This window comes from Antiquaquibacter metalliresistens (genome assembly GCF_029211225.1).
Classification (GTDB): Bacteria; Actinomycetota; Actinomycetes; order Actinomycetales; family Microbacteriaceae; genus Rhodoglobus; species Rhodoglobus metalliresistens.
This window is the reverse complement of record NZ_JARGEM010000005.1, coordinates 117,234-139,972: the sequence shown is the minus strand read 5'-3', so window position 1 is coordinate 139,972 and position 22,739 is coordinate 117,234. Positions and strand designations below refer to the sequence as shown.

The 22,739-nt window shown below is 71.6% G+C and carries 19 protein-coding genes; 11 read left to right on the top strand and 8 right to left on the bottom strand.

Going from position 1 to position 22,739, the window contains the following annotated elements; all coding sequences use genetic code 11:
• Positions 1 to 5 precede the first annotated feature (5 nt).
• On the bottom strand, positions 6 to 3,134 hold the full coding sequence (locus PYV02_RS10645; RefSeq protein WP_275758964.1) for an ATP-dependent DNA helicase: 3,129 nt from the start codon (positions 3,132 to 3,134) through the stop codon (positions 6 to 8).
• Complete coding sequence (locus PYV02_RS10640; RefSeq protein ID WP_275758962.1) at positions 3,127 to 6,237, bottom strand: ATP-dependent DNA helicase; 3,111 nt, start codon at positions 6,235 to 6,237, stop codon at positions 3,127 to 3,129. Before PYV02_RS10640 ends, PYV02_RS10645 begins: the two co-directional genes overlap by 8 nt.
• Before the next feature lie 75 nt (positions 6,238 to 6,312).
• Here PYV02_RS10640 and PYV02_RS10635 point away from each other — a divergent pair, with 75 nt between their 5' ends.
• Both PYV02_RS10635 and PYV02_RS10630 read left to right on the top strand, forming a co-directional pair.
• The gene (locus tag PYV02_RS10635; protein ID WP_275758960.1) at positions 6,313 to 6,537 is read left to right on the top strand and encodes a DUF3107 domain-containing protein; all 225 of its coding nucleotides are present in this window, start codon (positions 6,313 to 6,315) and stop codon (positions 6,535 to 6,537) included.
• A 7-nt stretch (positions 6,538 to 6,544) separates the two neighbouring features.
• On the top strand, positions 6,545 to 6,841 hold the full coding sequence (locus PYV02_RS10630; protein WP_275758958.1) for a hypothetical protein: 297 nt from the start codon (positions 6,545 to 6,547) through the stop codon (positions 6,839 to 6,841).
• Here the strand turns inward: PYV02_RS10630 and PYV02_RS10625 are convergent.
• Entirely contained in the window at positions 6,824 to 7,537 is a 714-nt protein-coding gene (locus PYV02_RS10625) for a ferritin-like fold-containing protein (RefSeq protein WP_275758956.1), read from the bottom strand. The two genes, PYV02_RS10630 and PYV02_RS10625, sit on opposite strands and share 18 nt — an antisense overlap.
• A gap of 153 nt (positions 7,538 to 7,690) precedes the next feature.
• On the opposite strand from PYV02_RS10625, the gene PYV02_RS10620 reads away from it, so the two are divergent.
• Both PYV02_RS10620 and PYV02_RS10615 read left to right on the top strand, forming a co-directional pair.
• On the top strand, positions 7,691 to 9,094 hold the full coding sequence (locus tag PYV02_RS10620) for a DEAD/DEAH box helicase (RefSeq protein WP_275758954.1): 1,404 nt from the start codon (positions 7,691 to 7,693) through the stop codon (positions 9,092 to 9,094).
• Between the two features lie 43 nt (positions 9,095 to 9,137).
• On the top strand, positions 9,138 to 9,686 hold the full coding sequence (locus PYV02_RS10615) for a hypothetical protein (protein WP_275758952.1): 549 nt from the start codon (positions 9,138 to 9,140) through the stop codon (positions 9,684 to 9,686).
• 1 nt (position 9,687) lies between these two features.
• Here PYV02_RS10615 and PYV02_RS10610 read toward each other — a convergent pair whose 3' ends face one another.
• Positions 9,688 to 10,539: a PHP domain-containing protein gene (locus PYV02_RS10610; protein ID WP_275758950.1), complete on the bottom strand. Its 852-nt coding sequence runs from the start codon at positions 10,537 to 10,539 to the stop codon at positions 9,688 to 9,690.
• A 17-nt stretch (positions 10,540 to 10,556) separates the two neighbouring features.
• Here PYV02_RS10610 and PYV02_RS10605 point away from each other — a divergent pair, with 17 nt between their 5' ends.
• Both PYV02_RS10605 and PYV02_RS10600 read left to right on the top strand, forming a co-directional pair.
• Positions 10,557 to 11,564: an endonuclease/exonuclease/phosphatase family protein gene (locus PYV02_RS10605; RefSeq protein WP_275758948.1), complete on the top strand. Its 1,008-nt coding sequence runs from the start codon at positions 10,557 to 10,559 to the stop codon at positions 11,562 to 11,564.
• Positions 11,565 to 11,610: 46 nt separating this feature from the next.
• Positions 11,611 to 13,092, top strand: a complete 1,482-nt coding sequence (locus tag PYV02_RS10600) for an aminopeptidase P family protein (RefSeq protein ID WP_275758946.1) — start codon at positions 11,611 to 11,613, stop codon at positions 13,090 to 13,092.
• Positions 13,093 to 13,370: 278 nt separating this feature from the next.
• On the opposite strand, the gene PYV02_RS10595 is transcribed toward PYV02_RS10600, so the two are convergent.
• Positions 13,371 to 13,865, bottom strand: a complete 495-nt coding sequence (locus PYV02_RS10595) for a YflT domain-containing protein (protein ID WP_275758944.1) — start codon at positions 13,863 to 13,865, stop codon at positions 13,371 to 13,373.
• A 36-nt stretch (positions 13,866 to 13,901) separates the two neighbouring features.
• Here PYV02_RS10595 and PYV02_RS10590 point away from each other — a divergent pair, with 36 nt between their 5' ends.
• The 4 genes from PYV02_RS10590 to PYV02_RS10575 all read left to right on the top strand — a co-directional run bounded on the left by PYV02_RS10590 (position 13,902) and on the right by PYV02_RS10575 (position 17,948).
• Positions 13,902 to 15,215: a magnesium transporter MgtE N-terminal domain-containing protein gene (locus tag PYV02_RS10590; protein WP_275758942.1), complete on the top strand. Its 1,314-nt coding sequence runs from the start codon at positions 13,902 to 13,904 to the stop codon at positions 15,213 to 15,215.
• A complete protein-coding gene (locus PYV02_RS10585; RefSeq protein WP_420833618.1) occupies positions 15,202 to 15,744 on the top strand; it encodes a DUF1003 domain-containing protein in 543 nt (180 codons plus the stop codon). The genes PYV02_RS10590 and PYV02_RS10585 overlap by 14 nt, the downstream gene beginning before the upstream one ends.
• Positions 15,737 to 16,855 carry an Mrp/NBP35 family ATP-binding protein gene (locus tag PYV02_RS10580; protein ID WP_275758940.1) on the top strand — a complete coding sequence of 373 codons (1,119 nt, stop codon included), beginning with the start codon at positions 15,737 to 15,739 and terminating at the stop codon, positions 16,853 to 16,855. The genes PYV02_RS10585 and PYV02_RS10580 overlap by 8 nt, the downstream gene beginning before the upstream one ends.
• A gap of 181 nt (positions 16,856 to 17,036) precedes the next feature.
• A complete protein-coding gene (locus PYV02_RS10575) occupies positions 17,037 to 17,948 on the top strand; it encodes a LysR family transcriptional regulator (RefSeq protein WP_275758938.1) in 912 nt (303 codons plus the stop codon).
• On the opposite strand, the gene PYV02_RS10570 is transcribed toward PYV02_RS10575, so the two are convergent.
• Positions 17,945 to 19,426 (bottom strand): pyridoxal phosphate-dependent decarboxylase family protein, encoded by a 1,482-nt coding sequence (locus PYV02_RS10570; RefSeq protein ID WP_275758936.1) that lies wholly within the window; start codon positions 19,424 to 19,426, stop codon positions 17,945 to 17,947. The genes PYV02_RS10575 and PYV02_RS10570 overlap by 4 nt on opposite strands.
• On the bottom strand, positions 19,413 to 20,756 hold the full coding sequence (locus tag PYV02_RS10565; RefSeq protein WP_275758934.1) for an MFS transporter: 1,344 nt from the start codon (positions 20,754 to 20,756) through the stop codon (positions 19,413 to 19,415). Before PYV02_RS10565 ends, PYV02_RS10570 begins: the two co-directional genes overlap by 14 nt.
• A gap of 35 nt (positions 20,757 to 20,791) precedes the next feature.
• Between PYV02_RS10565 and PYV02_RS10560 the strand changes: the two genes are divergently transcribed.
• Positions 20,792 to 22,336: a succinic semialdehyde dehydrogenase gene (locus PYV02_RS10560; protein WP_275758932.1), complete on the top strand. Its 1,545-nt coding sequence runs from the start codon at positions 20,792 to 20,794 to the stop codon at positions 22,334 to 22,336.
• Between the two features lie 9 nt (positions 22,337 to 22,345).
• On the opposite strand, the gene PYV02_RS10555 is transcribed toward PYV02_RS10560, so the two are convergent.
• Positions 22,346 to 22,708 (bottom strand): sec-independent translocase, encoded by a 363-nt coding sequence (locus tag PYV02_RS10555; RefSeq protein ID WP_275758930.1) that lies wholly within the window; start codon positions 22,706 to 22,708, stop codon positions 22,346 to 22,348.
• Positions 22,709 to 22,739: the final 31 nt, after the last annotated feature.

The window sequence follows — 22,739 nt, the reverse complement described above, 5'->3', positions numbered from 1 at the left end:
GGCGATCACGATAGCGCGAAGGCCGCCTCCCAGCGCTGGAGCAGTTTCCGCTCGTCGAACAGTCGCTCGGGGCGGATGATCGCGTCATCGGCGACGAAGTAGAACACCGCGTCGATGCGCTCGGGGTCGATGCCCTTGAAGCGCGCGTAGGCGAGCCGGTAGAGCGCGAGCTGCAGCTGGCGCTGCTCGAGATCCTCGGCACCGCTCGGTGCCTTGCCGGTCTTCCAGTCGACGATCTCGAACCGGTCCCCGTCGCGATACACCGCGTCGATCTTGCAGATCACGATGCGGCCGGCGAAGGGGAGGTGGATCTCGCACTCGACGTCCACGGGGCGCCGCGCGGCCCACGGCGAGTGTTCGAAGGTCGCCTTCAGGCTCGCGAGCGCCGCCTCGTCGACGAGGTCGTCGGCATCCGTCTCGGTCGGCAGCGCATCGATCTCGTCGCCGCCCGCGTAGCGCTGCTCCACCCAGGAGTGGAAGAGCGTGCCGAGCTGGGTGGCGCGATACGGGCGCTCGGGCATGGGGCGGCGCAGCGCCGACGCGACCGCCGCGGGATCGGTGACGTAGTCCTTGAACCGGGATGCGGGCACGCGCGCCGGCATCGGCACGAGTCCGCTGGCACCCAGGCGGCGGCGCCGCTCCTCGAGCAGCAGTTCGAGCTCGCGAGCCCACGGGCCGACGATCGCCGGCGCCGCGTCGCGCACCGACTGCGCCGCGGCCTCGACCGCCTCCCGGCGGTTGCCCAGCGGGTCGAAGGGCCACAACACGCGCTCGAGCTGCTCGCCCATCGGGTTCTGCTCGGCCGCGGTCGCGGCCGGTAGCGCCGAAACCACGCCCGCCGACTCCAGCTCGCGCAGGAACCGGCTGGGCTCGCGTGGGCTCACCTGGGTGGCCCAGAACGACCCGGTCAACAGCAGGGCGTGACGGGCGCGGGTGACCGCGACGTAGGCGAGCCGCCGCTCCTCCTCGAGCAGGTGGTCTCGCACCGCGCCGCGGAAGCGCTTCTGCTCGTCGACGAGCTCCTTGCGGCTGGTCGCCGACTCCCAGCCGAACACGGGCAGTTCGGCGGCGTCGCCGCGGAACGCCCAGGGCAACTGTCCGAAGCCGAGCCAGCCCTGGTATCCACCCTCCGCGGGCTTGCCGGGCAGCTCGTCCTCGACCAGGCGCGGCACCACCACGAGGTCCCACTCCAGGCCCTTGGAACCGTGGATGGTGAGCACCTGCACCGTGCCCGGCTCCGGGTCCTCGGGGCGCGGCGAGAGATCCTCGCGCAGTTCCGCCTCCTTGAGCCAGGAGAGGAAGCCGCCGAGTGTGGCGACCTCGGCGAGGGCGAGGTAGCCGCCGACCGCGTCGAAGAAGGCGTCGATGGTCGCGGCGCCGAGCGGCCGGTACTCGTTCGCGGCGACCTCGATGTCCAGGCGCAGCTCCTGCAGCACGAACGCGACGAAGTCGGGCAGGTCGAGCCCGCCGCGCTGCCGCAGTCGCGCGAAGGTGCGCCCGGCATCCCGCAGCCGCTCCAGCCCCGCCTCGGTGAACTCCGCGAGCTGGCTGTGGTCGGGCTTCGCGGTCGCGACGAAGTCGAGGGCGTCGACGATCGAGCCGCCCTCGCCCTCGGCGACCGACGCGCGCAGGCTCTCGCGCACCTCGTCGTCATAGGCGCGCTGCGCGTAGTCGCGGTCGCGCAGCCACGAGGCCACCCGGTTCAGCGTGTGCAGGTCGCGCACGCCCAGCCGCCAGCGCGAGCCCGCCAGCAGGCGCAGCAGCTCGAGTCCCGCGGAGGGATCGTGCACCACCTGCAGCGCGCACACCAGGTCCGCGATCTCCGGCTCCGCGAGCAGCCCACCGATGCCCAGCACGTGGAACGGGATGCCGCGCCTGCGCAACGCGTCCAGGAAGATCCCCTGGGTCTTGCGGGTGCGGAACAGCATCGCCGCGGACGGGGTGCCGCGCGACAGGCGAGCCTGCAGCCACTCGGCCGCGGCATCCGCCTCCTCGCGCACCGTCTCGGGGAAGGCCGCGTCCACGGCCAGTTCGCTCGCGGTCGGTGCCGGTCGCAGCCGATCGACCGCCACCCGGCCGTGCAGCGGTTCGACGAGCGCGTTCGCGGCATCCAGGATGCGACGCCCGTTGCGCCAACTCGTCGACAGCGAGTACCGCGCGCTCGCGCCGAACGCCCGCCCGAACTCGTCGAGGTTGGAGGCGCTGGCCCCCCGCCACCCGTAGATGGACTGGTTGGGGTCGCCGACCGCCATCACCGCGTGCCCGCCGAACAGCGCCGCGAGCAGCCAGGTCTGCACCACCGAGGTGTCCTGGTACTCGTCCAGCAGCACCACGCGGAACCGCTCGCGCTCCCCCGCGGCGACCTCCGGTCGCTTGCGCACGATGCGCAGCGCGAGGGCGACCTGGTCGGAGTACTCGACGAGCCCCCGGGTCGCTTTCGCCCGCTCGTACTCGGCGGCGAGGTCGATGAGCACGTCGAGGCCCCCGACGGTCTCCGCCCAGCGGGCGACCTCCGGGTACTCGCCGCGGCCGCCGGCGGGCAGTGAGGGCAGCGCCGCGAAGCGGGCCGCGTAGGCGCGCACCGCCTCGGGGTCGTCGACCGCGTTCTCCGCGAGGCCGCGTGAGACCCCGAGCACGGCGCGGGTGACGGGATCGAGGGCCTTGCCGAGGTCGGGCAGGCGGGCATCCGTGCTGCGTCGCACCGTCTCGCGAGCCAGCTGCCACGCCGCGGCCTCGCCGAGCACCGCGCCATCGCCCTCACGACCGAGCACGACGGCGTTGTCACGGTAGAGCGCGTTGGCATAGGAGTTGTAGGTCGCCACCGTCGGCGCCTCGAAGGGGTCGTAGGCCTCACCGAGCATGCCCGCCTTCGCGAGCTCGCCGATGCGCTCTCGGATGCGCGCCTGCAGCTCCCCCGCCGCCTTGCGCGTGAAGGTCAGACCCAGCACCTCGCTCGGATTCACCAGTCGGTTCGCGAGCAGCCAGAGCACCCGGGCCGCCATCGTCTCGGTCTTGCCGCTGCCGGCGCCGGCGACGACGAGTGCGGGTTCGAGCGGCGCCTCGATGACGGCGCGCTGCTCCTCGGTGGGTCGCGGACGACCCAGCGCATCGGCGATGTCGAAGGCGCTAATCACTGGACACCGCCCGCACCCGATGCAGTCTCAGCCTGGAGGGGTCGCCGCGACCGAACATCGACAGCTCGAGTTCGCCCTCGAACTCGGCCGCGGCGATGAGCATCGCTGCGGCACGCACCCGCTCGCGGAACGCCTCGAGGCCCTCCTCGTCGAGGGCCGCCTGCACGCCCTCGCGGTACTTGCGCTCGCGCAGCCCCTCCTTGACGAACAGCAGCTTCGCCCCGCCGCCGATGTGCTCGCCGTGCTCGGCGAGCGCTTCGTCGAGGATGCCCTCCGCGTAGGCGAGCTGATACGCCCCGAGCTGCGGGTGCGCGTCGATGTCGGACTGCCGGGTCGTGGGGGTGCCGGTCTTGAGGTCGACGATCACCACCGAGCCGTCCGGAGCCCGTTCGACGCGATCGATCGAACCGCTCAGCACGGCCCGATCGACCTCGAGCTTGAAGCGGCTCTCCGCCCCGACGAGCGACTTGCCGGCCCGCGCGAAGTCGTCGAGGTACTCGGCGAGCGCGTCGGTGAAGCCGCGCGCGATGCGCCGCTGTCGCTCGGCCAACCACGGCGCCTCGAAGAGCAGCTCGCTCCAGCGTTGCTCGACGGCCGCCCACAGGCCCTCGGCACTCTGGTCTGCTGCGGTCTCCATCGCCCAGTGCACGATCGTGCCGACGTTCGCGATCACCCCGGACTCGGAGCCGGCGGTGCGCTCCAGGAACCAGTCGAGCGGGCTGTCGAGCAGCTTCTCGATCGCGGACGGCGAGACGGGCACCGGCTCGTCCTCGTAGAGGGGGGCCGTGGAGGAGATCGGCAGCAGGCCGTGCCAGTCCGCGGGGTCGGCGCCGGGCAGGCCCTCGGCGGCGAGGGCGGCGAGGGATGCCGCGGCCTCCGCACGGCGCGGGCCGCGGGCATCCACGAGCCGCCGCCGCAGCTCCCCCGTCCAGCCGCGCAGGGTCATCGGCACCAGACGCACCGACTCGACGACCGGCGTCCCGGCCGGCAGCAGCTGCAGGAAGACGCTTGCCGGCTCGTCGTCGTTCGCCACGGCGGCGAGCACGACGCGGCTGCGCGCCCGCGAGATCGCGAGGGCGAGCATGCGCAGCTCGTCGCCGAGCACCTGACGCCGCTCGTCGACGACGGATGACTCCACCCCCGTCACCGCGCGCACGAGCTGCTGCGGATGCAGCAGCGAGCCGCGCAGCCGCAGGTTGGGCCACGCGCCGTCCTGCAGCCCGGCCACCACCACGGTGTCGAACTCGAGCCCGACCGCGCCCGACGGCGTGGTGACCAGCACCGCCTCGTCGGCCGCTTGGGGCGAGAGCGTGTCCTCGGCGACCTCGGCGTCGAGCACGTTCGCCAGGAACGCGGTCGGCGGGGTGCCTGGCCAGCGCTCGACGTAGCGCTTGGCGGCGGTGAACAGCGCGAGCACACCGTCGAGGTTGCGGTTGGCGTCGGTCGCGGTCAGGCCACCGCCGATCGCCTGGTCGTACCAGGTGCGGGCGAGTCCGCTGCGATCCCAGGCGAGCCAGAGCAGCTCCTCGATGGAGCCGCCGTTCGCGCCGACGAGGGCCAGCGTCTCGGCCAGGCGCTCTGCGGCCCGGCCGATGCGCGCGTCGATCGTCGCGAACCGTCCCGGCGCGCTCAGCGCCTCGACGATCAGCTCGTCGGCGGGCCGGTTGCCGCCGCCGGCCACCTCCTCGGCGCGCAGCGCGATGCGCAGCCGCCGCAGGCCGAGCCGATCGAGTCCGCCGAACGGCCCGAGCAACAGCTCGGTCGCGATCGCGGGCGTCACGGCGGTGCGACCGATGCCCACGTCGACCACGGTGAGCAGGGCGCGCGCCGCCGGATCCTCGCGCAGGGGTGTTCCTGCGGCACTCGTGCGGGTCGGCACCTCCGCCATCGCCAGCGCGCGCACGATCGCCGGCACCTGCGCGTTGCTGCGCACGACGACGGCGAGGTCGCGCCAGGCCACCCCGTGCTCCAGGTGCCGTTCGCGCAGCAGACGGGCCGCCGCGGCGAGCGCGCGCGCCTGGCTCGGGGCCTCGACGCGGGCCAGCGGCAGGTCCGCGGAGACGCCGCCGGCGACCGCCGCCCGCTGCGTGCCCGCGGCCGCCGCCCCCACCCGCGACGTGACCGATGCGGTGAAGGCTCGCAGTTCGGCGCCCTGCCGGTGCGCGGTGGTGAGCACGTGCGTCGACAGCCCGGGCACGCCGAGCACCGAGGCGAGGCGGCCGAGCGCGTCGGGCTCGCCGCCGCGGAAGGAGTTGGCCGCGACATCCGGATCGCCGAAGACGACCACGGCGATGCCGCGATCGGCGAGGGCGCGCAGCACCGCGATGGTCGACTCGGTCGCCTCCTGCAGGTCGTCGACGACGACCAGTCGCAATCGGGTGATGCGCTCGGGCGCCTCGGCGGATTCGATGGCCGCGACCGCGAACCGGGAGAGCTCCGCCCCGTCGAGCTGGGCGGAACCGGCCAGCGCGCGCACCGCGAGGTACTCGTCGATGAACGCGGCGGCGGCTACCCACTCCCCGTGACCCAGGTCACGACCGAGGCGCGCGAGCTCGTCCGTGCTCACGTCGTACTCGACGGCGCGCATCATCAGCTCGCGGAGTTCGCTGCGGAACCGACCGAGGGCCCGCACCTCCGGTCCGAGCTCGGCCGGCCAGTGCGGGCCGGTGCCGTCGACGAGGTGGCCCTCCAGCAGGTCCGCGATGTCGGCGTCCTGCTCGCCACCGGTGATCAGTCGCGGCGGCGGCGCCCCCGCGACGCGGGCGGCATCGCGCGCGAGCTCGAAGGCGAGCGAGTTCACCGACCGGGCCATCGGACCACTCGTCGGCAGCTGCAGCCGCAGCGCGATCGCATCGCGCAGCCTCGAGGCGGTGGAGCGCGAGGTCGTGAGCGCGAGCACCTGGTCCGTGCCCCAACCGCGGGTGAGCACGCGGTCGGCGATGAGTTCGACAAGGGTCGTGGTCTTGCCGGTGCCGGGCGCGCCGAGCACGGCGGCGGATGCAGCATCCGGCAGCTCGATCACCGCGCGCTGCGAGGGGTCGAGCACGACGCCGCGCGCGATCGGATCCGCGGGCCCGCTCGCCTCGAATCCGGTGATCGCCACGCGCTCAACCGTAGCGGCGTGCGCTGACAGAGAACGGGCGGATTGCCCCGGCCCGCCGTGTCGTACTCTTGCTGCGTGGACATTCGTATCGGTATCACCAACAGCCCCCGCGAACTCAACTTCGAGTCGGAGCAGAGCGCGGCCGCCGTGGAGAAGCTCGTCGCAGACGCCCTCGGCTCCGACGCGAAGTACCTCACGCTCAGCGACGACAAGGGCAAGCTCTACATCGTGCCGATCGCGGCGCTGGCCTACGTCGAGCTCGGTTCCGAGGAGTCGCGCCGCATCGGGTTCGTGGCGTAGGCATCCCATGGAACTGTTGTTCGTGATCGTCATCGCCGCGGCGATCGGGCTGATCATCCGCTACCTCGTGCCGCAGCGCGGCACCTACGGTGTGCTGCTGCTGCCCGCGATCGCCGCCGCGGCCGCGTCGATCGTGTGGGTCGCGCTGCTCTGGGTCGGTATGACCTTCGACGGCACCTGGATCTGGGTCGCGAGCCTGGCCGCGTCGGGGATCGCCGCGCTCGTCGTGGCGCTCGTGCTCCCGCGGCGACGGATCGAATCGGACGCGCGACTGCTGACGCAGCTATCAGGCGGTAAGGCCTAGGACATCCATTCGGCGGGTGTGCGCCGCGATCAGCTCGCTGAAGACGGGCTCGATGCGCGCCTCGTCGGAGAGGTGGTCCGCGCTGTAGACGAGTGCCGAACGGGCCAGCAGCATGGTGTCGCCGACGAGTCGCCGACCCCACATCGCCAGCCGGGAGGCGAGCCGCGGGTGGGCCTCGATCGCGGTCTCGAGTTCCGTCGCGAGCGTGGTCTCGGCGGTCTCCCCGCCGAAGATCGCCGCGATGCGGGCGGCGTCGTGCGGAAGCCCAGCGGCCAGCTTGCCGAGGAAGTCGTCGAGAAAGCCCGTGGTCAGGTAGCAGGTCAGCACGGTCTCGTACCAGTCGCCGCCGTGGGTCTCGCGCTCGAACTCGTCCGCGGGCTTGGTGTAGGGGTTCATCGCCTCGGCGGGGTCGGCACCGGCGGCGGCGAGCTCATCGAGCAGGGTGCGATGCCGGGCCAGCGTCAACTCGGCGCCGCGGCCAAGCGCGGCCTTCGCCGAGACGGTGGGGGCCGTGGAGATGGCCCGCGAGAGGTTCTCGAAGAGGGTGAGTTCGATGTACGCGGCACGCCCGAGGAACTCGATCAGGGGCGGCGTGAACTCGATGAGCTCGACTTTCGTGGTCGCCAGTTCCTCCGACCGGGGACGCACCCTGGGCGAATCGATACGCCTTGGCTTGCGCCGGAACCACGTTGCCACGCCCCCAAGCTTATAGACTGAAGGCAACCCTCCCGTTCTGGCGGAGGTCCTGCGCCCCAGGAGACAAAACGGGCGCATCTCGTAGACCTGACAGGCGTACTCACTCTTTTGACTAATTCAGCAACATTCGCAGATCTCAATATCGATCAGGACATGGTCGACGCTCTCGCCACCAAGGGCATCGTCGCACCGTTCCCCATCCAGCAGCAGACCATTCCCATGGGCCTCGCGGGCCAGGACATCATCGGCCAGGCCAAGACCGGCACGGGCAAGACGCTCGGCTTCGGGCTGCCCCTGCTGCAGTCGCTGGGCACCGATCCCGAGCCCGGCGTGAAGGCGCTCGTCGTGGTGCCCACCCGCGAGCTGTGCGTCCAGGTCGCCGAAGACCTCGTGCTCGCCGCCTCCAACCGCAAGACCAAGATCGCCGCGATCTACGGCGGCAAGGCCTACGAGGGCCAGGTCGAGGAGCTCAAGGCCGGCGCGCAGGTGGTCGTCGGCACTCCGGGCCGTCTGCTCGACCTCGCCTCGCAGCGGCTGCTGTCGCTGAAAGACGTCAAGGTCATGGTGCTCGACGAGGCCGACAAGATGCTCGACCTCGGCTTCCTCGCCGACATCGAGAAGCTGTTCGCGCAGACCAGCCCCACCCGCCACACCATGTTGTTCTCCGCGACCATGCCCGGCCCGATCGTGGCCCTCGCACGGCGCTTCATGAACAAGCCGATCCACATCCGTGCGACCGACCCCGACGAGGGGCTCACGCAGGCGAACATCAAGCACATCGTCTACCGGGCGCACAACCTGGACAAGGACGAGGTGATCGCCCGCATCCTGCAGGCCGAGGGTCGCGGCAAGACCGTCGTGTTCACGCGCACCAAGCGGGCCGCTGCCAAACTCGTCGAGGAGCTCAACGACCGCGGCTTCAACGCCGCCGCCGTGCACGGCGACCTCAACCAGGAGCAGCGCGAGCGCGCCATGGCCGCGTTCAAGGCCGGCAAGAAGGACATCCTGATCGCCACGGATGTCGCGGCCCGCGGCATCGACGTCAACGACGTCACCCACGTGATCAACCACACCATCCCCGACGATCACGACACCTACCTGCACCGTGCCGGCCGCACCGGACGCGCGGGCAAGACCGGCATCGCCGTGACCTTCGTGGACTGGGACGACCTGCACAAGTGGTCGCTCATCAACCGGGCGCTCGACATGGGCATTCCGGAGCCGACCGAGACCTACTCGTCGAGCCCGCACCTGTACACCGACCTCGACATCCCCGAGGGCACGAAGGGCCGCCTGCCCGGCGCACCGCCAGCACGGGCCCGCGAGGCCTCGGCGTCCTCCAGCCGTGACAGCGGTCGCCCGGCGCGATCGGGCTCCGGCTCCTCGCGCGGCGCGTCCGCTTCGCGCCCGCCGCGCGAGCGCACCCACACGACCGACGTGGTGCGCGAGAGCGCCGACGGCGGCGGCACGCATGACGGCGCCGGTCCCGCGCGACGCAAGCGCGTGCGGCGGCGGCGCCCCAGCGGTGGCGCCGGCACCACGCCGCCCGCCGCCTAGCCGGAGCCTCGACAACGGGTCCGCCGGGGAGCACCATAGAGCCATGCGAGCTCTCGTCCCCGCGGCCATCGCCGTTGTGCTGCTCACCGGGTGCTCCGCACCCGGGCCGGATCCCGACGCCACAGACCCGCGACCGCCCGGCCAGACGCGGGACGACGACTGCCTCATCGGCACCTGGACCCTCGACGTTCCCGACTACTCGAGCCAGTCCGAGGCATACCTCACCGGCCTCGGCATTCCCATTGAGGGGTTCGCGATGGAGGGAGCCGGCACGCTCGCCTTCACCCCCGACGGGCTCGTGAGCGTGGACATCGGCCTGCAGACCTCGGGCACGCTCGTGGCCGGGGATCAGAGCATCCCGATCTCCGTGCCCTCGGCCTATTCGGCGACCGGCGACTGGAGTCGCACGGGAGAGCACACGGTGCAGTTCGACAACTGGGCGAAGGTCACCGAGTCCGAGGGCACCACGCCCGAGGTCGAGATCCCCGTGCCCGACTACACGCAGCTCAGCGACGTCGATGCGACCTGCACCGCTGACGAGCTCACGCTCGTCGGTGCGGGCGCCCCGCTCGGCGCGACCTGGCGCCGCTGACTCAGCCGCGGAACGGTGCGGACCCGGTGCCCCGGGCGATGAGCTTGGCGAGCACCTGCGGGCTGGTGGTGTTCTCGGCGAGCCTGTTCGGCTTGCCCGCCCCGTGATAGTCGCTGGATCCCGTCACCTCGAGCCCGTACTTTCCGGCGAGTTCGAGCAGGCGGGCCTTGCCCTCCTCGGAGTTGTCGCGGTGCCCCACCTCGAGGCCGAAAAGGCCCTCGTCGGCGAGTTGCTTGATGACCGTGTCATCCATCGCCCGGTACTTGCCGTGGCTGGCCGGATGGGCGAGCACCGGAACGCCGCCCGCCGCGACGATCATCCGCACGCCCTCGAGCGGCGACGGCGCGTAGTACTTCTCGTAGTAGCCGCCCTGCCAGTGCAGGATCGACTCGAAGGCGGCGCTGCGGTTGGGCACGTGCCCCTTGCGCACGAGCGCGTCCGCGATGTGCGGACGCCCGAGGGTCGTGCCGTCGGATGACTCGGCGAGCACGTCGTCCCAGCTGAGCTCGTAGTCCCGCGCGATGCGCTCGACGATGCGCTCGGCACGGTGCAGGCGACCGTCGCGGATGCGCGCCGTCTCTGCGACGATCTCCGCGTCGAGCGGGTCGAAGAGATAGGCGAGCATGTGCACGCTCGCCGGGCCGTAGTTGGTGCTGAGCTCCATGCCCGGGATGACCGTCAGCCCGGTGCCGTCGGCCGCGGCGAAGGCCTCCGCCCACCCCGCGGTGGAGTCGTGGTCGGTGATCGCGATGGTGCCGAGCCCCGCCTCGACCGCGGAACGGATGAGCTGCGTCGGCGTCTCGGTGCCATCGGACACCGCGCTGTGCGTGTGGAGATCGATCGGGCCGGACACCCTGCAATGCTAGGTGCATGGGACGGATCATCGCGGCACTGCTGCTCGTCGCCGCTGCGGCTGCCCTGCTCGTGGTCGCGTGGCCGCAGGTCTTCGGGCTGGCGACCGCGCCCGTGATCGCCCAACTCGTCTCGTTGCGGGGACTCGCCGTCGCGGTCGGACTGGTGCTCGTGATCGCCCTCACCCTCGTGGCCCTGCTCTCCTCCGGAGTGCGCCGGTTCGCGGCCTCGCTCGCCCTCGTGATGCTCGTGTTCTGCGCCGTGAACGCCGTGGTGCTCGCCACCCGAGGATTCGGCGACGAGGCCTTCGAGACCCGCACCGACAGCGACATCACGGTGCTCGCCTGGAACACCCTCGGGGATGCCCCATCCCCCGAGCTCATCGCCCAGCTCGCGCTCGAATCCGGCGCCGACGTCATCGCGCTGCCCGAGACGACGCGCGAGATCGCGCTCGAGGTGGCTCGGCTGATGACGAGCGCGGGCGAACCCATGGCGCACTTCACCGCAGCCTATGACGAGGTCTCGAAGGCGCGATCCACGTCGCTGTTGATCAGCGTCGAGCTCGGCGAGTACGCCGCGGACGAGACCCTCCGCACAACGGCGACGCTGCCTTCCCTCGTGGCCTCCCCGGTCGACGGCACCGGTCCGGTGATCGTGGCGGTGCACGCCGTCGCACCGATCCCGGGCGAGATGGCGAACTGGCGCGGCGATCTGGAATGGCTCGCCGGCCGGTGCACGGGTGGCAACGTCATCCTCGCCGGCGACTTCAACTCCACCCTCGACCACTACGCCGGGCTCGGCACCGACGGGGGCACCCTCGGCACGTGCGTGGATGCCGCATCCGCAACGGACAACGCCGCCCTCGGTACCTGGCCGAGCCAGCTGCCCGCGATCCTCGGCGCCCCGATCGACCACGTGATGGCCAGTCCCAACTGGCGTGTGAGCGGGATGCGCGTCGTGCAGTCCCACGACGGCTACGGCAGCGACCACCGCCCCGTGATCGCGCAACTGACACCCGCGGGCTGAGCGCCCGCGGCACGCACCGCGCCACGATCCTGCGCGACAATGGAGCATGGCCGAATCAGAAGCCGAAGCGCCCAAGGCGACCACGAATCGCTCCACCCTGCCGCAGTCCGACCGGTTCGCCGACTACATCGGCTCGAACTGGGCCGAGCTCGACGAGCCGCTGCCGCCGATGCGCGAGCACGCCCGCTACGCAGCCGAACGCCGCGCGCGCATCTCGGCGAAGTACCCGGGCAAGCGGCTCATCCTGCCCGCCGGCGACCTCAAGACCCGCTCCAACGACACCGAGTACCCCTACCGCGCGCACTCCGCATTCGCGCACCTCACCGGGTGGGGCAGCGACACCGTGGCGGGCAGCGTGCTCGTCCTGGAGCCCACCGCCACCGGCCACGACGCGGTGCTGTACTTTCGCGAGACCGCGCCGCGCGGCACCTCCGAGTTCTACGCCAACCCCACGATCGGCGAGTTCTGGCAGGGGCGTCGCCCCTCGCTCGACCACGTCGCCGCCGACCTCGGCATCGCGACCCGCAGCCTCGCCGATCTGCCCGAACTGCTCGAGGCCGTGGATGCCACCACCCTGCTGGTGCGCGACGCCGACCGAGACCTCACCGACCAGATCGACGGACGCCGCCTGCTCGTCGCCGACTCCGAGGCGCTCGAGGTGGAGGGCGACGACGAGCTCGCCCGCGACCTCAGCGAGCTGCGCCTGACCAAGGACGCCTTCGAGATCGCCGAGATGCGCGCCGCGATCGCCGCGACGCAGCACGGCTTCGACGATGTGATCGCCGACCTACCGAACGTCATCGCCCACCGCCGCGGCGAGCGCATCGTCGAGGGCACGTTCAACCGCCGCGCCCGTGCGGACGGCAACACGGTCGGCTACGACACGATCGCGGCCTCGGGACCGCACGCGTGCATCCTGCACTGGACCCGCAACGACGGCCCCGTCGTACCCGGCGACCTCATCCTCATCGACGCCGGCGTGGAGGTCGACAGCTACTACACCGCCGACATCACCCGCACCCTGCCCGTGAGCGGCACCTTCAGCGAGGTGCAGCGTCGCGTCTACGAGGCGGTGCGCGAGGCCGCGGATGCCGCGTTCGCCATCGTCAAGCCCGGCATCGTGTTCCGCGAGGTGCACGCCGCCGCCATGAAAGTCATCGCGGCGAAGACCGCGGAGTGGGGCCTGCTGCCGGTGAGCGCCGAGGAGTCGCTCGAGCCCGACGGGCAGTACCACCGCCGGTACATGGTGCACGGCACATCCCACCACCTCGGCATCGACGTGCACGACTGCGGGCAGGCCCGACGCGAGTTCTACGCGGACGGCATCGTGCAGCCCGGCATGGTGTTCACGATCGAGCCGGGACTGTACTTCCAACTCGACGATCTCACCGTTCCCGAGGAGTACCGGGGCATCGGCGTGCGGATCGAAGACGACATCCTCGTCACCGAGACGGGCGCGGAGAACCTGTCGGCAGGCATCCCGCGCACCGCCGACGAGGTCGAGGAGTGGATGGCGCGCGCACGCTAGGTGCGCCGACACGACCTTCTGCGGACGTCGGCGTGCGTCGCTGCACGGATTTCGCCGCCGGCACGCGTGTCGCAGCCGAGTTCGCGGCGTGTCATGCGAAATCCGTGCAGTTGCGTTCTCCCTGCGCGGGCGCGCACCTCATGCACGGGCGTCCTGCCCAAACCCGAGCGGCGCACACAGCGGTCGGCGCGCGCCCCCCGCGCACTCCCGTTGTGAAGGAGATCCTTCACAACGGGAGTCGGCGCGGCCGATGATCGGCGCCGCCGGAGTGGCGCCCGCTACGAGGCTGGCGTCGAGAGCACCGCCTGCGCCTTGGCCGTGAGCTCCGGGTCGATGATGACCTGGTAGTTCGAGGCGATCACCTGGTGCGTCGAGGTGAAGTCGCGGCTGCGGCGGGTGATCGCGTAGCCGACGATGCCGAAGATCGCGCCGAAGCCGGCGCCGATCAGCAGCGCGGAGCCCACGAACCCGAACAGCTGTGGCGACAGCGGCGAGAACAGCGTGAAGACGAGCCCGAAGAACAGGCCGAGCCACGCACCGCTCGCGGCGCCCGCGAGCGCGGCGCGCGGGTAGGTGAGGCGGCCGGTCACGCGCTCGACGGTCTTGAGGTCGTTGCCGACGATCGAGAGGTGGGCCACGTCGAACTCGGCCTTGGAGAGGCGGTCGACGACCGCGGCTGCCTCGAGGTACGTGTCGTAGGTGCCGAGCACGTCCCCCTTGGGAATGGACGGGGTGACTGGGCCTCTGCGGCCGAACGCGGACTGGTTGCTCACCCGGTCATTCTGGCACGCGGGGGTAGGGTTCTACACGTGAGCGTGACGCGGATCTTCGTCGCCCGGCTGGTCGGGTGCTCCGTTTTCGACCCCAACGGCGACCGGGTCGGCAAGGTGCGCGACGTGCTCGTCGTCGGCCGTTCGAAGGGCGGCCCGAAGGTGGTCGGCATGGTCATCGAGGTGCCCGGTAAGCGCAGGGTGTTCCTGTCGATCGGGCGGGTCTCCAGCATCGCCTCCGGTCAGGTCATCGTCACCGGCTTGATCAACCTGCGCCGCTTCGAGCAGCGCGGTGGTGAGACCCGCGTGCTCGCCGAACTGCTCGGCCGCAAGGTGCGGTTGCGCGACGGCTCGGGCGAAGCGCACATCGAGGACGTCGCGATCGAGGAAACCGGTCCCGCCGAGTGGGCGATCACGCAGGTGTTCCTGCGCCGCCCACGCGGCATCGCATCCCCCTTCGCGCGCGGCGCGACCACCTTCGCCACCTGGGACGAGATCGACGACGAGACGCCGAAGGGCGAATCGCAGTCCGCATCCCAGCTCGTGGAGGCCTACGCCGACCTGCAGGCGGCCGACCTCGCCAACGCGATGCTCGACCTGCCCGAGCAGCGCATGCTCGAGGTCGCCGAGGAGCTCAGCGACGACCGTCTCGCCGACGTGCTCGAGGAGATGCCGGAGAGCGAACAGGTCGACATCCTGGGCCACCTCGACGACGACCGTGCCGCCGACGTGCTCGACCAGATGCAGCCGGATGACGCGGCCGACCTGATCGCGCACCTGTCCAACGAGCGCGGCGAGGCCCTCCTCGACCTCATGGAGCCCGAAGAGGCCGAGGACGTGCGCTTCCTGCTCTCCTACGCCCCGGACACCGCCGGCGGCCTCATGACCACCGAGCCGATCATCGTCTCGGCCGACGCCACCGTCGCGGAGGGGCTCGCCCTCATCCGTCGGCACGAACTGGCCCCCGCCCTGGGCGCGGCGATCTGCGTGACCCTGCCACCGTACGAGCCGCCGACCGGTCGGTTCCTCGGCATGGTGCACTTCCAGCGGATGCTGCGCTATCCGCCCAATGAGCGGCTCGGCACGCTCATCGACCCGAGCCTCGAACCGGTGCAGGGGCACACGAGCGCGGCCGAGGTCTCCCGCATCCTCGCGAGCTACAACCTGGTCTCGGTGCCGGTCGTGGACGAGAACCATCGCCTCGTCGGGGTGGTGACCATTGACGATGTCCTCGACTACCTGCTGCCGGACGACTGGCGAAGTACGAGCGACGAGACCCCGAGTCCCGTGAGCACCTCGACCGCAGCAGTAGCCGTCCGCAAGGGAAGGAGGACATCCCATGGCCAGAGCTGATCACCGCTCCACCCGGCAGGGTGCCCGCCTCGACACCCCGCGCGGCATGCGCTCGGCCGGCAGTTTCTCGCTCTTCCAGAGCCGGGATCGCATGGGCCGCTTCTCCGAGGCCTTCGCGCGCGCGATGGGCACGCCCTGGTTCCTCGTCGGCATGACCGTCGTGGTCGTCGTGTGGCTCGTCTACAACTCGACGGCTCCGGAGGAGGCGCAGTTCGACCCGCGCCTGACGAACTTCACGCTGCTGACCCTCATCCTGTCGTTGCAGGCCTCCTACGCGGCGCCGATGATCCTGCTCGCGCAGAACCGACAGGACGACCGCGACCGCGTGCAGATCGAGCAGGACCGGCAACGCGCCGAGCGCAACCTCAACGACACCGAGTACCTCGCCCGCGAGGTGGTCGCGCTGCGCCTGGCGATGCAGGACATGGCGAGCAAGGAGTTCATCCGCGCCGAACTGCGCGCCCTGCTGGAGGAGCTGGAGAAGGGCGACGAGCCAGCGGTCGAACGCGGCCGAGACCAGCGTGGGTAAGGACGTGGATCCCGGCGGACCCGATCGGGACGAGGGGCTCGATCAGCGGGTGCGCGACGCGCTCGAGCGCGTCATCGATCCCGAACTGCGGCGCCCGATCACCGAGCTCGGCATGGTCGGGGCGGTCTCCGTGGATGCGGCGGGCGCGGCATCCGTCGACCTCAAGCTGACGATCGTGGGATGCCCCGCCGCCGACACCATCGAGCGCGACGTGCGGGCCGCCACCGCCGGAACCCCGGGCGTGACCGCGGTGACCGTGAACGTCTCGGTGATGAGCGCCGAGGAGCGCACGGCCCTCACCGAACGACTGCGCGGCGGCCGCCCGAAGGCGCTGCAGTTCGGGCCGGACACCCTCACCCGCGTCGTCGCGGTCACCAGCGGCAAGGGCGGGGTCGGCAAGTCCACCCTCACCGCGAACCTCGCCGTGGCGCTCGCCGCTCGCGGGCTCGCGGTCGGCGTGGTCGACGCCGACGTGTTCGGATTCTCCATCCCGGGGCTCCTGGGGGTGGCAGACGCGAAGCCGACGAAGGTCGGCGAGATGATCCTGCCGCCGATCGCCTTCGACGTGAAGGTCATCTCGATCGGCATGTTCGTCGACCCCGGCACCCCGGTCTCCTGGCGCGGGCCGATGCTGCACCGCACGCTCACGCAGTTCCTCACCGACGTGTACTTCGGCGACCTCGATGTGCTGCTCGTCGACCTGCCGCCGGGCACGGGCGACATCGCGATCTCGCTGGGACAGTTGCTGCCGCACGCCGAGGTGCTCGTGGTCACGACCCCGCAGCCGGCCGCCGCCGAGGTCGCCGAGCGCAGCGGCCTCGTCGCCCGCCAGACCGGGCAGCGCGTGATCGGTGTGGTCGAGAACATGGCCGGCGGCATCTTCGGCGCCGGCGGCGGTGCGGATGCCGCGGCCCGCCTGGGTGCTCCCCTGCTGGCCTCGATCCCCCTCAGCCAGGCCCTGCGCGAGGGCGGGGACGCGGGGCACCCCGTGGTGCTCGCGCAGCCGTCGGATGCCGCGGCCGGCGTCATCCTCGAGCTCGCCGAACGACTCGCCACCCGACCGCGCGGGCTCGCCGGCAAGCCCCTGCCGTTCGGCGTGGGCGGCGCCTAGAACCCGTCGGCGGCCGTCAACGCAAGAACGCCCCGGCGGAGCCGAGGCGTTGCGTGGACCGCGCGAGGCGGCGGCGTCGTCAGACGCGGCGGGTGGAGTTCGAAGGTCATGCCTCTAGTGAACCGGACAGCACCGTTCGGATCGAGTACACGTTGCTAAAGCTATTGTGTAGCCTAACTACATGGATGTTCGGCGCCTGGAGCTGCTTCGCGAGCTCTCCGATCGCGGCAGCGTGACGGCGGTCGCCCGCGCCACGGGTCGCACCGCATCGGCGGTGTCGCAGCAGCTGAAGATCCTCGAACGGGAGGCGGGCATCCCGCTCACGGAGCGCTCGGGGCGCGGCATCCAGCTGACCGCGGCCGGCCGCGCGCTCGTGCGCACCGCGACCGACATCGCCACCGCGATCGAGCGTGCGGAGGCCCTGTGGGCGGACTTTCGCTCGTCGCCGCGCGGCGAGGTCACCATGAACCTCTTCCCGACCGCCGGCGAGATGCTGCTGCCCGGCGTGCTCGCCGCGGTCGACCGGATGCCCGGCCTCACGCTCACGGTGCACGACCTCGACGGCCAGGTGCAGCAGGTGATGGACCTCACCGCGGACTTCGACATCGTGCTCGCGGACTCCCCCAACGTGCTGCCCGCCTGGACCGAGCGCGGCCTGACCGTGGTGCCCCTCATGCGCGAGCCGCTGGATGTGGCGATGCCCGAGGGGCATCCGCTCGGGGCCAAGCGCGAGCTGACGCCCGCCGACCTCATCGACGAGACCTGGATCGGGGTGCCCTCGGGGCTGCCGTTCGACCGCATCCTGCGCGGCGTCGAGGCCGCCAACGGCAGCCCGGCCCGCGTGGCGCAGCGCATCACCGACAACGGCATCGTCGAGTCGCTCGTCGCCGCCGGCCGCGGCATCGCGATCCTCCCGCGCTACACCACTCGCGACCGGGAGAACGGGCTCATCACGAGGCCCCTCAAGGGCGTTCGAGCGAGCCGGCTCATCTCGGCGCTGCTGCGCCCGGATCGCGCCGAGCGACCGTCAGTGCGCGCGGTCGTCGATGCGCTGCGGGAGGTCGCCGAACGGTTCGAGGCGCAGCACGCCTAACGCGGCTCGAACGTGCGCGCGATCAGCTCGGTCAACAGCCGCTCGGTCAACGGCGCAGGGAGCGCTGCGATGAGCGCGAGGAACGGCGCCATGCGCTCCGGCAGTCCCCCATCGCCCGGGGCGAGACCGATGCCGCCGAGGATCGCGAGCGCGGACTCCGAGTCCAGCGGCGGTGCTCCGGGCGTGGTCAGCCCTGCGACGAGTTCCGGCGGCAGCGCACCGAGCACGTCGGCGGGCGAGACCGGCGCCACCCCGCGCACCTCGTCCGCCGCTGTCACGAGCGCTGCCGAGAGCTCCTCGAGCACGGCCTCCGTCACGGGCGTGATCGTCAGGTGGGTGGTCGGTGGCAGCGCGGTGCCGTCCGGTTGCACGAGACCGGGCTGCAGCTGCAGCAGGAATCCGTGGGCGCGCACCTGGTCGGCCCAGTGGTGCGGGTCGATGCGGCGCTCGACGGGGGCCGCGTCATCCGTCGCCACCGCCAGCAGCGGCCCGACCGGCTCGCCGACGACCCGAAGCCCCTCGATCGAGCCGATCAGCTCGACGAGCGCATGCGTGGCGCGCAGGGTGGATGCCGCGAGCTCCGCGAACCCGTCGCGCCCGAGCGCGTGCAGGATCGCCCAGGACGCCGCGAGCGCCCCCGCCGACTTGGACCCGAGCATCGTCGGGTTCACCACGGGATACCCCGGCCAACGCGTCGTGGCGAAGTACTGCAGGCGCTGGCGGTCGCGACCGCGGGTCAGCAGCACCGAGACGCCCTTGGGCGCATAGCCGAACTTGTGCAGGTCGGCGCTGACGCTCGTCACTCCGGGCACTCGGAGGTCCCACGGCGCCAGGCCCGGCCAGAACGGCAGCACCCAACCGCCGATGCACGCGTCCACGTGGCAGGAGATGCCCCGCTCCGAGGCCGCCGCCGCGACCTCGGCGATCGGGTCGAGGGCGGCGTGTGGGTAGCTCGGCGCGGAGACGACGACGAGCGCGACATCCGGCCCCATGCGCGCGATCAGGTCGGCGGCGGCGACCCTACCGTCGGGCTGCACGGGCACCAGATCGAGTTCCAGCCCGAAGTAGTGCGCGGCCTTCTGGAACGCCGCGTGCACCGTCACCGGGGCGAGCAGCCGCGGCACCAGAGCCGGGTCGGCGGATGCCCGCCAGACGTCACGCGCGGTCTTCACCGCCAGCAGGCAACTCTCGGTGCCGCCCGTGGTCACGCTGCCGACCACCGCGTCGTCGCCGTGCAACAGCTCGCGTGCGAAGCCGACCACCTCGCGCTCCATGACGGCGACCGAGGTGAACGTCGTCGGGTCGAGCCCGTTGACGGGCTGCACGAGCCGAATCGCGGATGCCGCCAACTCGTCGAGCTCCGCGACGCCCGAGTCGTAGACGTAGGAGAGCACGTGCCCGCCGTGGGTCGGGGCATCCGCGGCGCGCAGCTCACCCAGCCGCGCGAGGATCCGGGCCGGGTCTTCAGCGAACCGCATCGACATCCGCCTTCCGGAGGGGGTACCGCGCGAAGGCGACAAGCGAGGCCGCGATGATCAGGGCGGGCACCACACTGAATGCCAGCACGATGCCGAGGATCGCCGAGTCGGGCTGCACCACCTGCTGCGCCCCCGTGGACTCCAGGTAGCCGGTGATGGCCAGCACGATGGTCAGCACGGTCGCCCCGAAGGCCATGCCGGTGGTCTCCCCGGCGGTCCAGACGCCGCCGAAGGTGCCCGCATTGCCCGGGCCGCTGGCACGGGCGTCGTGGGAGATCACATCGGGCAGCATCGCCATCGGCAGCGACTGCATGCCCGCATACCCGGCGCCGGCGAGCGCGACCGGCGCGTACACCCACTCCCCCGGCAACCACACGAGCAGCACCATCGAGGCCGCCGCGATGCCGAACAGCAGCGAGGCGAGACCGAAGGCGCGCTCCTTGCCGATGCGCCGCGAGATGATCGCCCAGACCGGCGCGAACAGCACGGCGGGGGCGATCAGGGAGACGAAGAGGATCGTGACCCCGGTGCCGAGCACCCACTGCGCCACGTATTGTGCCCCGGCCAGCATGAGCCCGGTGGCGAGCCCCTGCAGCAGGAAGGTCAGCAGCAGCGCCCGGAATGGCTGGCTGCGGCGCAGCGCCGCGAAGCCGGCGCGGTAGTCCTCCACGACCGAGCGGCGCGGGAGGCTCTGGGTCGGCAGGCCGGTGGGGGCGACGAAGGATGAGACGAGCATCCCGATGCCGATCACCAGCCCCGCGACGATCGCCATCACGAGGTAGCCGAGGTGCTCGTCGGCGCCGAACGCGTCGCGAATCTCGGGCCCGCCCGCGCCGAACAGCAGGATCGCAATGGTGAGCACGACCACGCGCGCCGAGATGAGCTTGGTGCGCTCGTCGTAGCCCTCGGAGAGCTCGGCGGGCAGCGCGATGTAGGGCACCTGGAACAGGCTGAATGCCGTCGCCGTCAGCAGGAACGCGACCATCACCCAGACCCCGGCCACGAGCGGGGAGATCCCCGCCGGCACCGCGAAGGTCAGCACGAAGAACACCGGCAGCGCGATCGCACCGAGCAGCATGAGCGGGCGGCGCGAACCGCGGCGCGCGAGGCTGTGGTCGCTGCCGGCACCGATGACGGGATCGATGATGACGTCCCAGACCTTCGCGAGCGTCACGAGCAGCCCGGCGGCGAGCGCGGCCACCCCGAGGGTGTCCGTCAGGTAGAACACGAGCACGAGGCCCGGCAGTGTGGCGAAGCCGCCGGTGCCGAGCGAGCCGATGGCGTAGGTCGCGATGCTGCGACGACTGAGGGTGGGCAGCGCTGCACTCATGTCGCGAGCATAGTGGCAGGAATTAGGCTGCTCACATGCCAGCAACAGTGTCGTCGCGCGCCGCCGAACTCACCACCGATCTCACCGCGACGAGCGGCGAGACCGCTGCCGTCATCGCCCCATTCACGGGCGAGGTGCTGCACGAGCTGCCGATCAGCAGCGCCCAGGACGTCGCGGATGCCGCAGCCGCCGCCCGCGTCGCCCAGGCCGCCTGGCGCGCCACCAGCCCCGCCCACCGCCGCGCGGTGCTGCTCAAGGCCCACGACCTGCTGCTGGAGCGCCGCGGAGAGCTGCTCGACCTGCTGCAGACCGAGTCGGGCAAGACCCGAGGCCAGGCCTTCGAGGAGGTGTTCCAGGCGGCATCCGTCACCCGGTACAGCGCGCTCTCGGCCGCCCGGGTGCTGCGCACCCACGGGCGGCGCTCCGCCATCCCGCTGGTGCTGCGCGCCAAGGTCAGCTATCGCCCCAAGGGCCTCATCGCGATCGTCACCCCGTGGAACTACCCGATCTCGCTCGCCGCGATGGACGTCGTGCCCGCGCTCGCCACCGGCAACGCCGTGCTGCAGAAGGCCGACAACCAGGGGGCGCTCAGCATCCTCGCCACCCGCCGCGCGTTCATCGACGCCGGGGTTCCCGCCGCGCTCTGGGCGGTCGTCGCCGGTCCCGGGGCGGTCGTGGGCAACGCGGTCGTCGACGCCGGGGACTACGTCGCGTTCACCGGCTCGACCCCGACGGGGCTCGGGGTGGGCGCACGGGCGATCGGCAAGCTGCACGGGGCATCCCTGGAGCTCGGCGGCAAGAACCCGATGATCGTGCTCGACGATGTCGACCCGGTGAAGACCGCCGCGGATGCCGCGTACGCGGCCTTCTCCTCGATGGGGCAGTTGTGCGTCTCGATCGAGCGCATCTACGTCGAGCGCGGTGTCGCGGAGGCGTTCACGACCGCGTTCGCCGAGCGCGTCGCCGGCCTCAAGCAGGGCTCGGCGTTGGACTACAGCACCGATGTCGGCTCCCTGACCTCCGCCGCCCAGCTCGAGCGCGTGCAGGCCCACGTCGACGACGCGGTCGCCAAGGGCGCGACGGTGCTCGCCGGCGGTGTCGCCCGGCCGGAGCTCGGCCCCTTCTTCTACGCCCCCACCGTGCTCTCGGGAGTGACCGAGCAGATGGAGTGCTTCGCCGGGGAGACCTTCGGTCCCGTCGTCTCGATCTACGTCGTCGACAACGAAGACGAGGCGATCGCGGCCGCCAACGACTCCGAGTTCGGGCTCAACGCCTCGGTATTCTCCGGATCGCGTGCCCGCGCCCGCCGGGTCGCCGCGCGACTGGAGGCGGGCAGCGTGAACATCAACGAGGGGTACCGGGCCAGCTTCGGCACCGTCGCCGCCCCGATGGGCGGGCTCAAGATGTCCGGACTCGGCCGCCGCAACGGCCCCGAGGGCATGCTGCGCTACGTCGACTCGACGACGATCGCCGAGGCCACCGGACTCATCGGCCTGCCGCGGGTCGGCCCCGAGTTCGAGCGCCTCTCGGGCGTGCTCGTGACGCTGCTGAAGGCCCTCAAGGCGATCCGCCGCCGCTGAGTTCCCCGCTCAGGTGGCCTCGGCGTCGAACGGCGCCGGGCGCCCCTCCTTGAGCAGCCGCTGCCGCTGCGCGTAGGCGGATTCGATGGGCGGGCGGATCGCGACGGGCGCCTCCTCGTCCTCGAGCAGGGCCTCGCGGATGATGCGGCGCGGGTCGTACTGGCGCGGGTCGAGCTTCTTCCAGTCGATGTCGTCGAAGTCCGGGCCCATCTCCTCGCGCATGCGCTCCTTCGCCCCGTTCGCCATGCCGCGCAGGCGCTTGACGAGCCGGGCGAGCTGGGAGGCGTAGTACGGCAGCCGGTCCGGACCCAGCAGGAACACCGCGATGATCGCGATGATCAGTAGCTTGTCGAAGGTCAGGCCGAAGGACACTCGTTCAGGATAGCTCCCGAGTCCGCGAGGC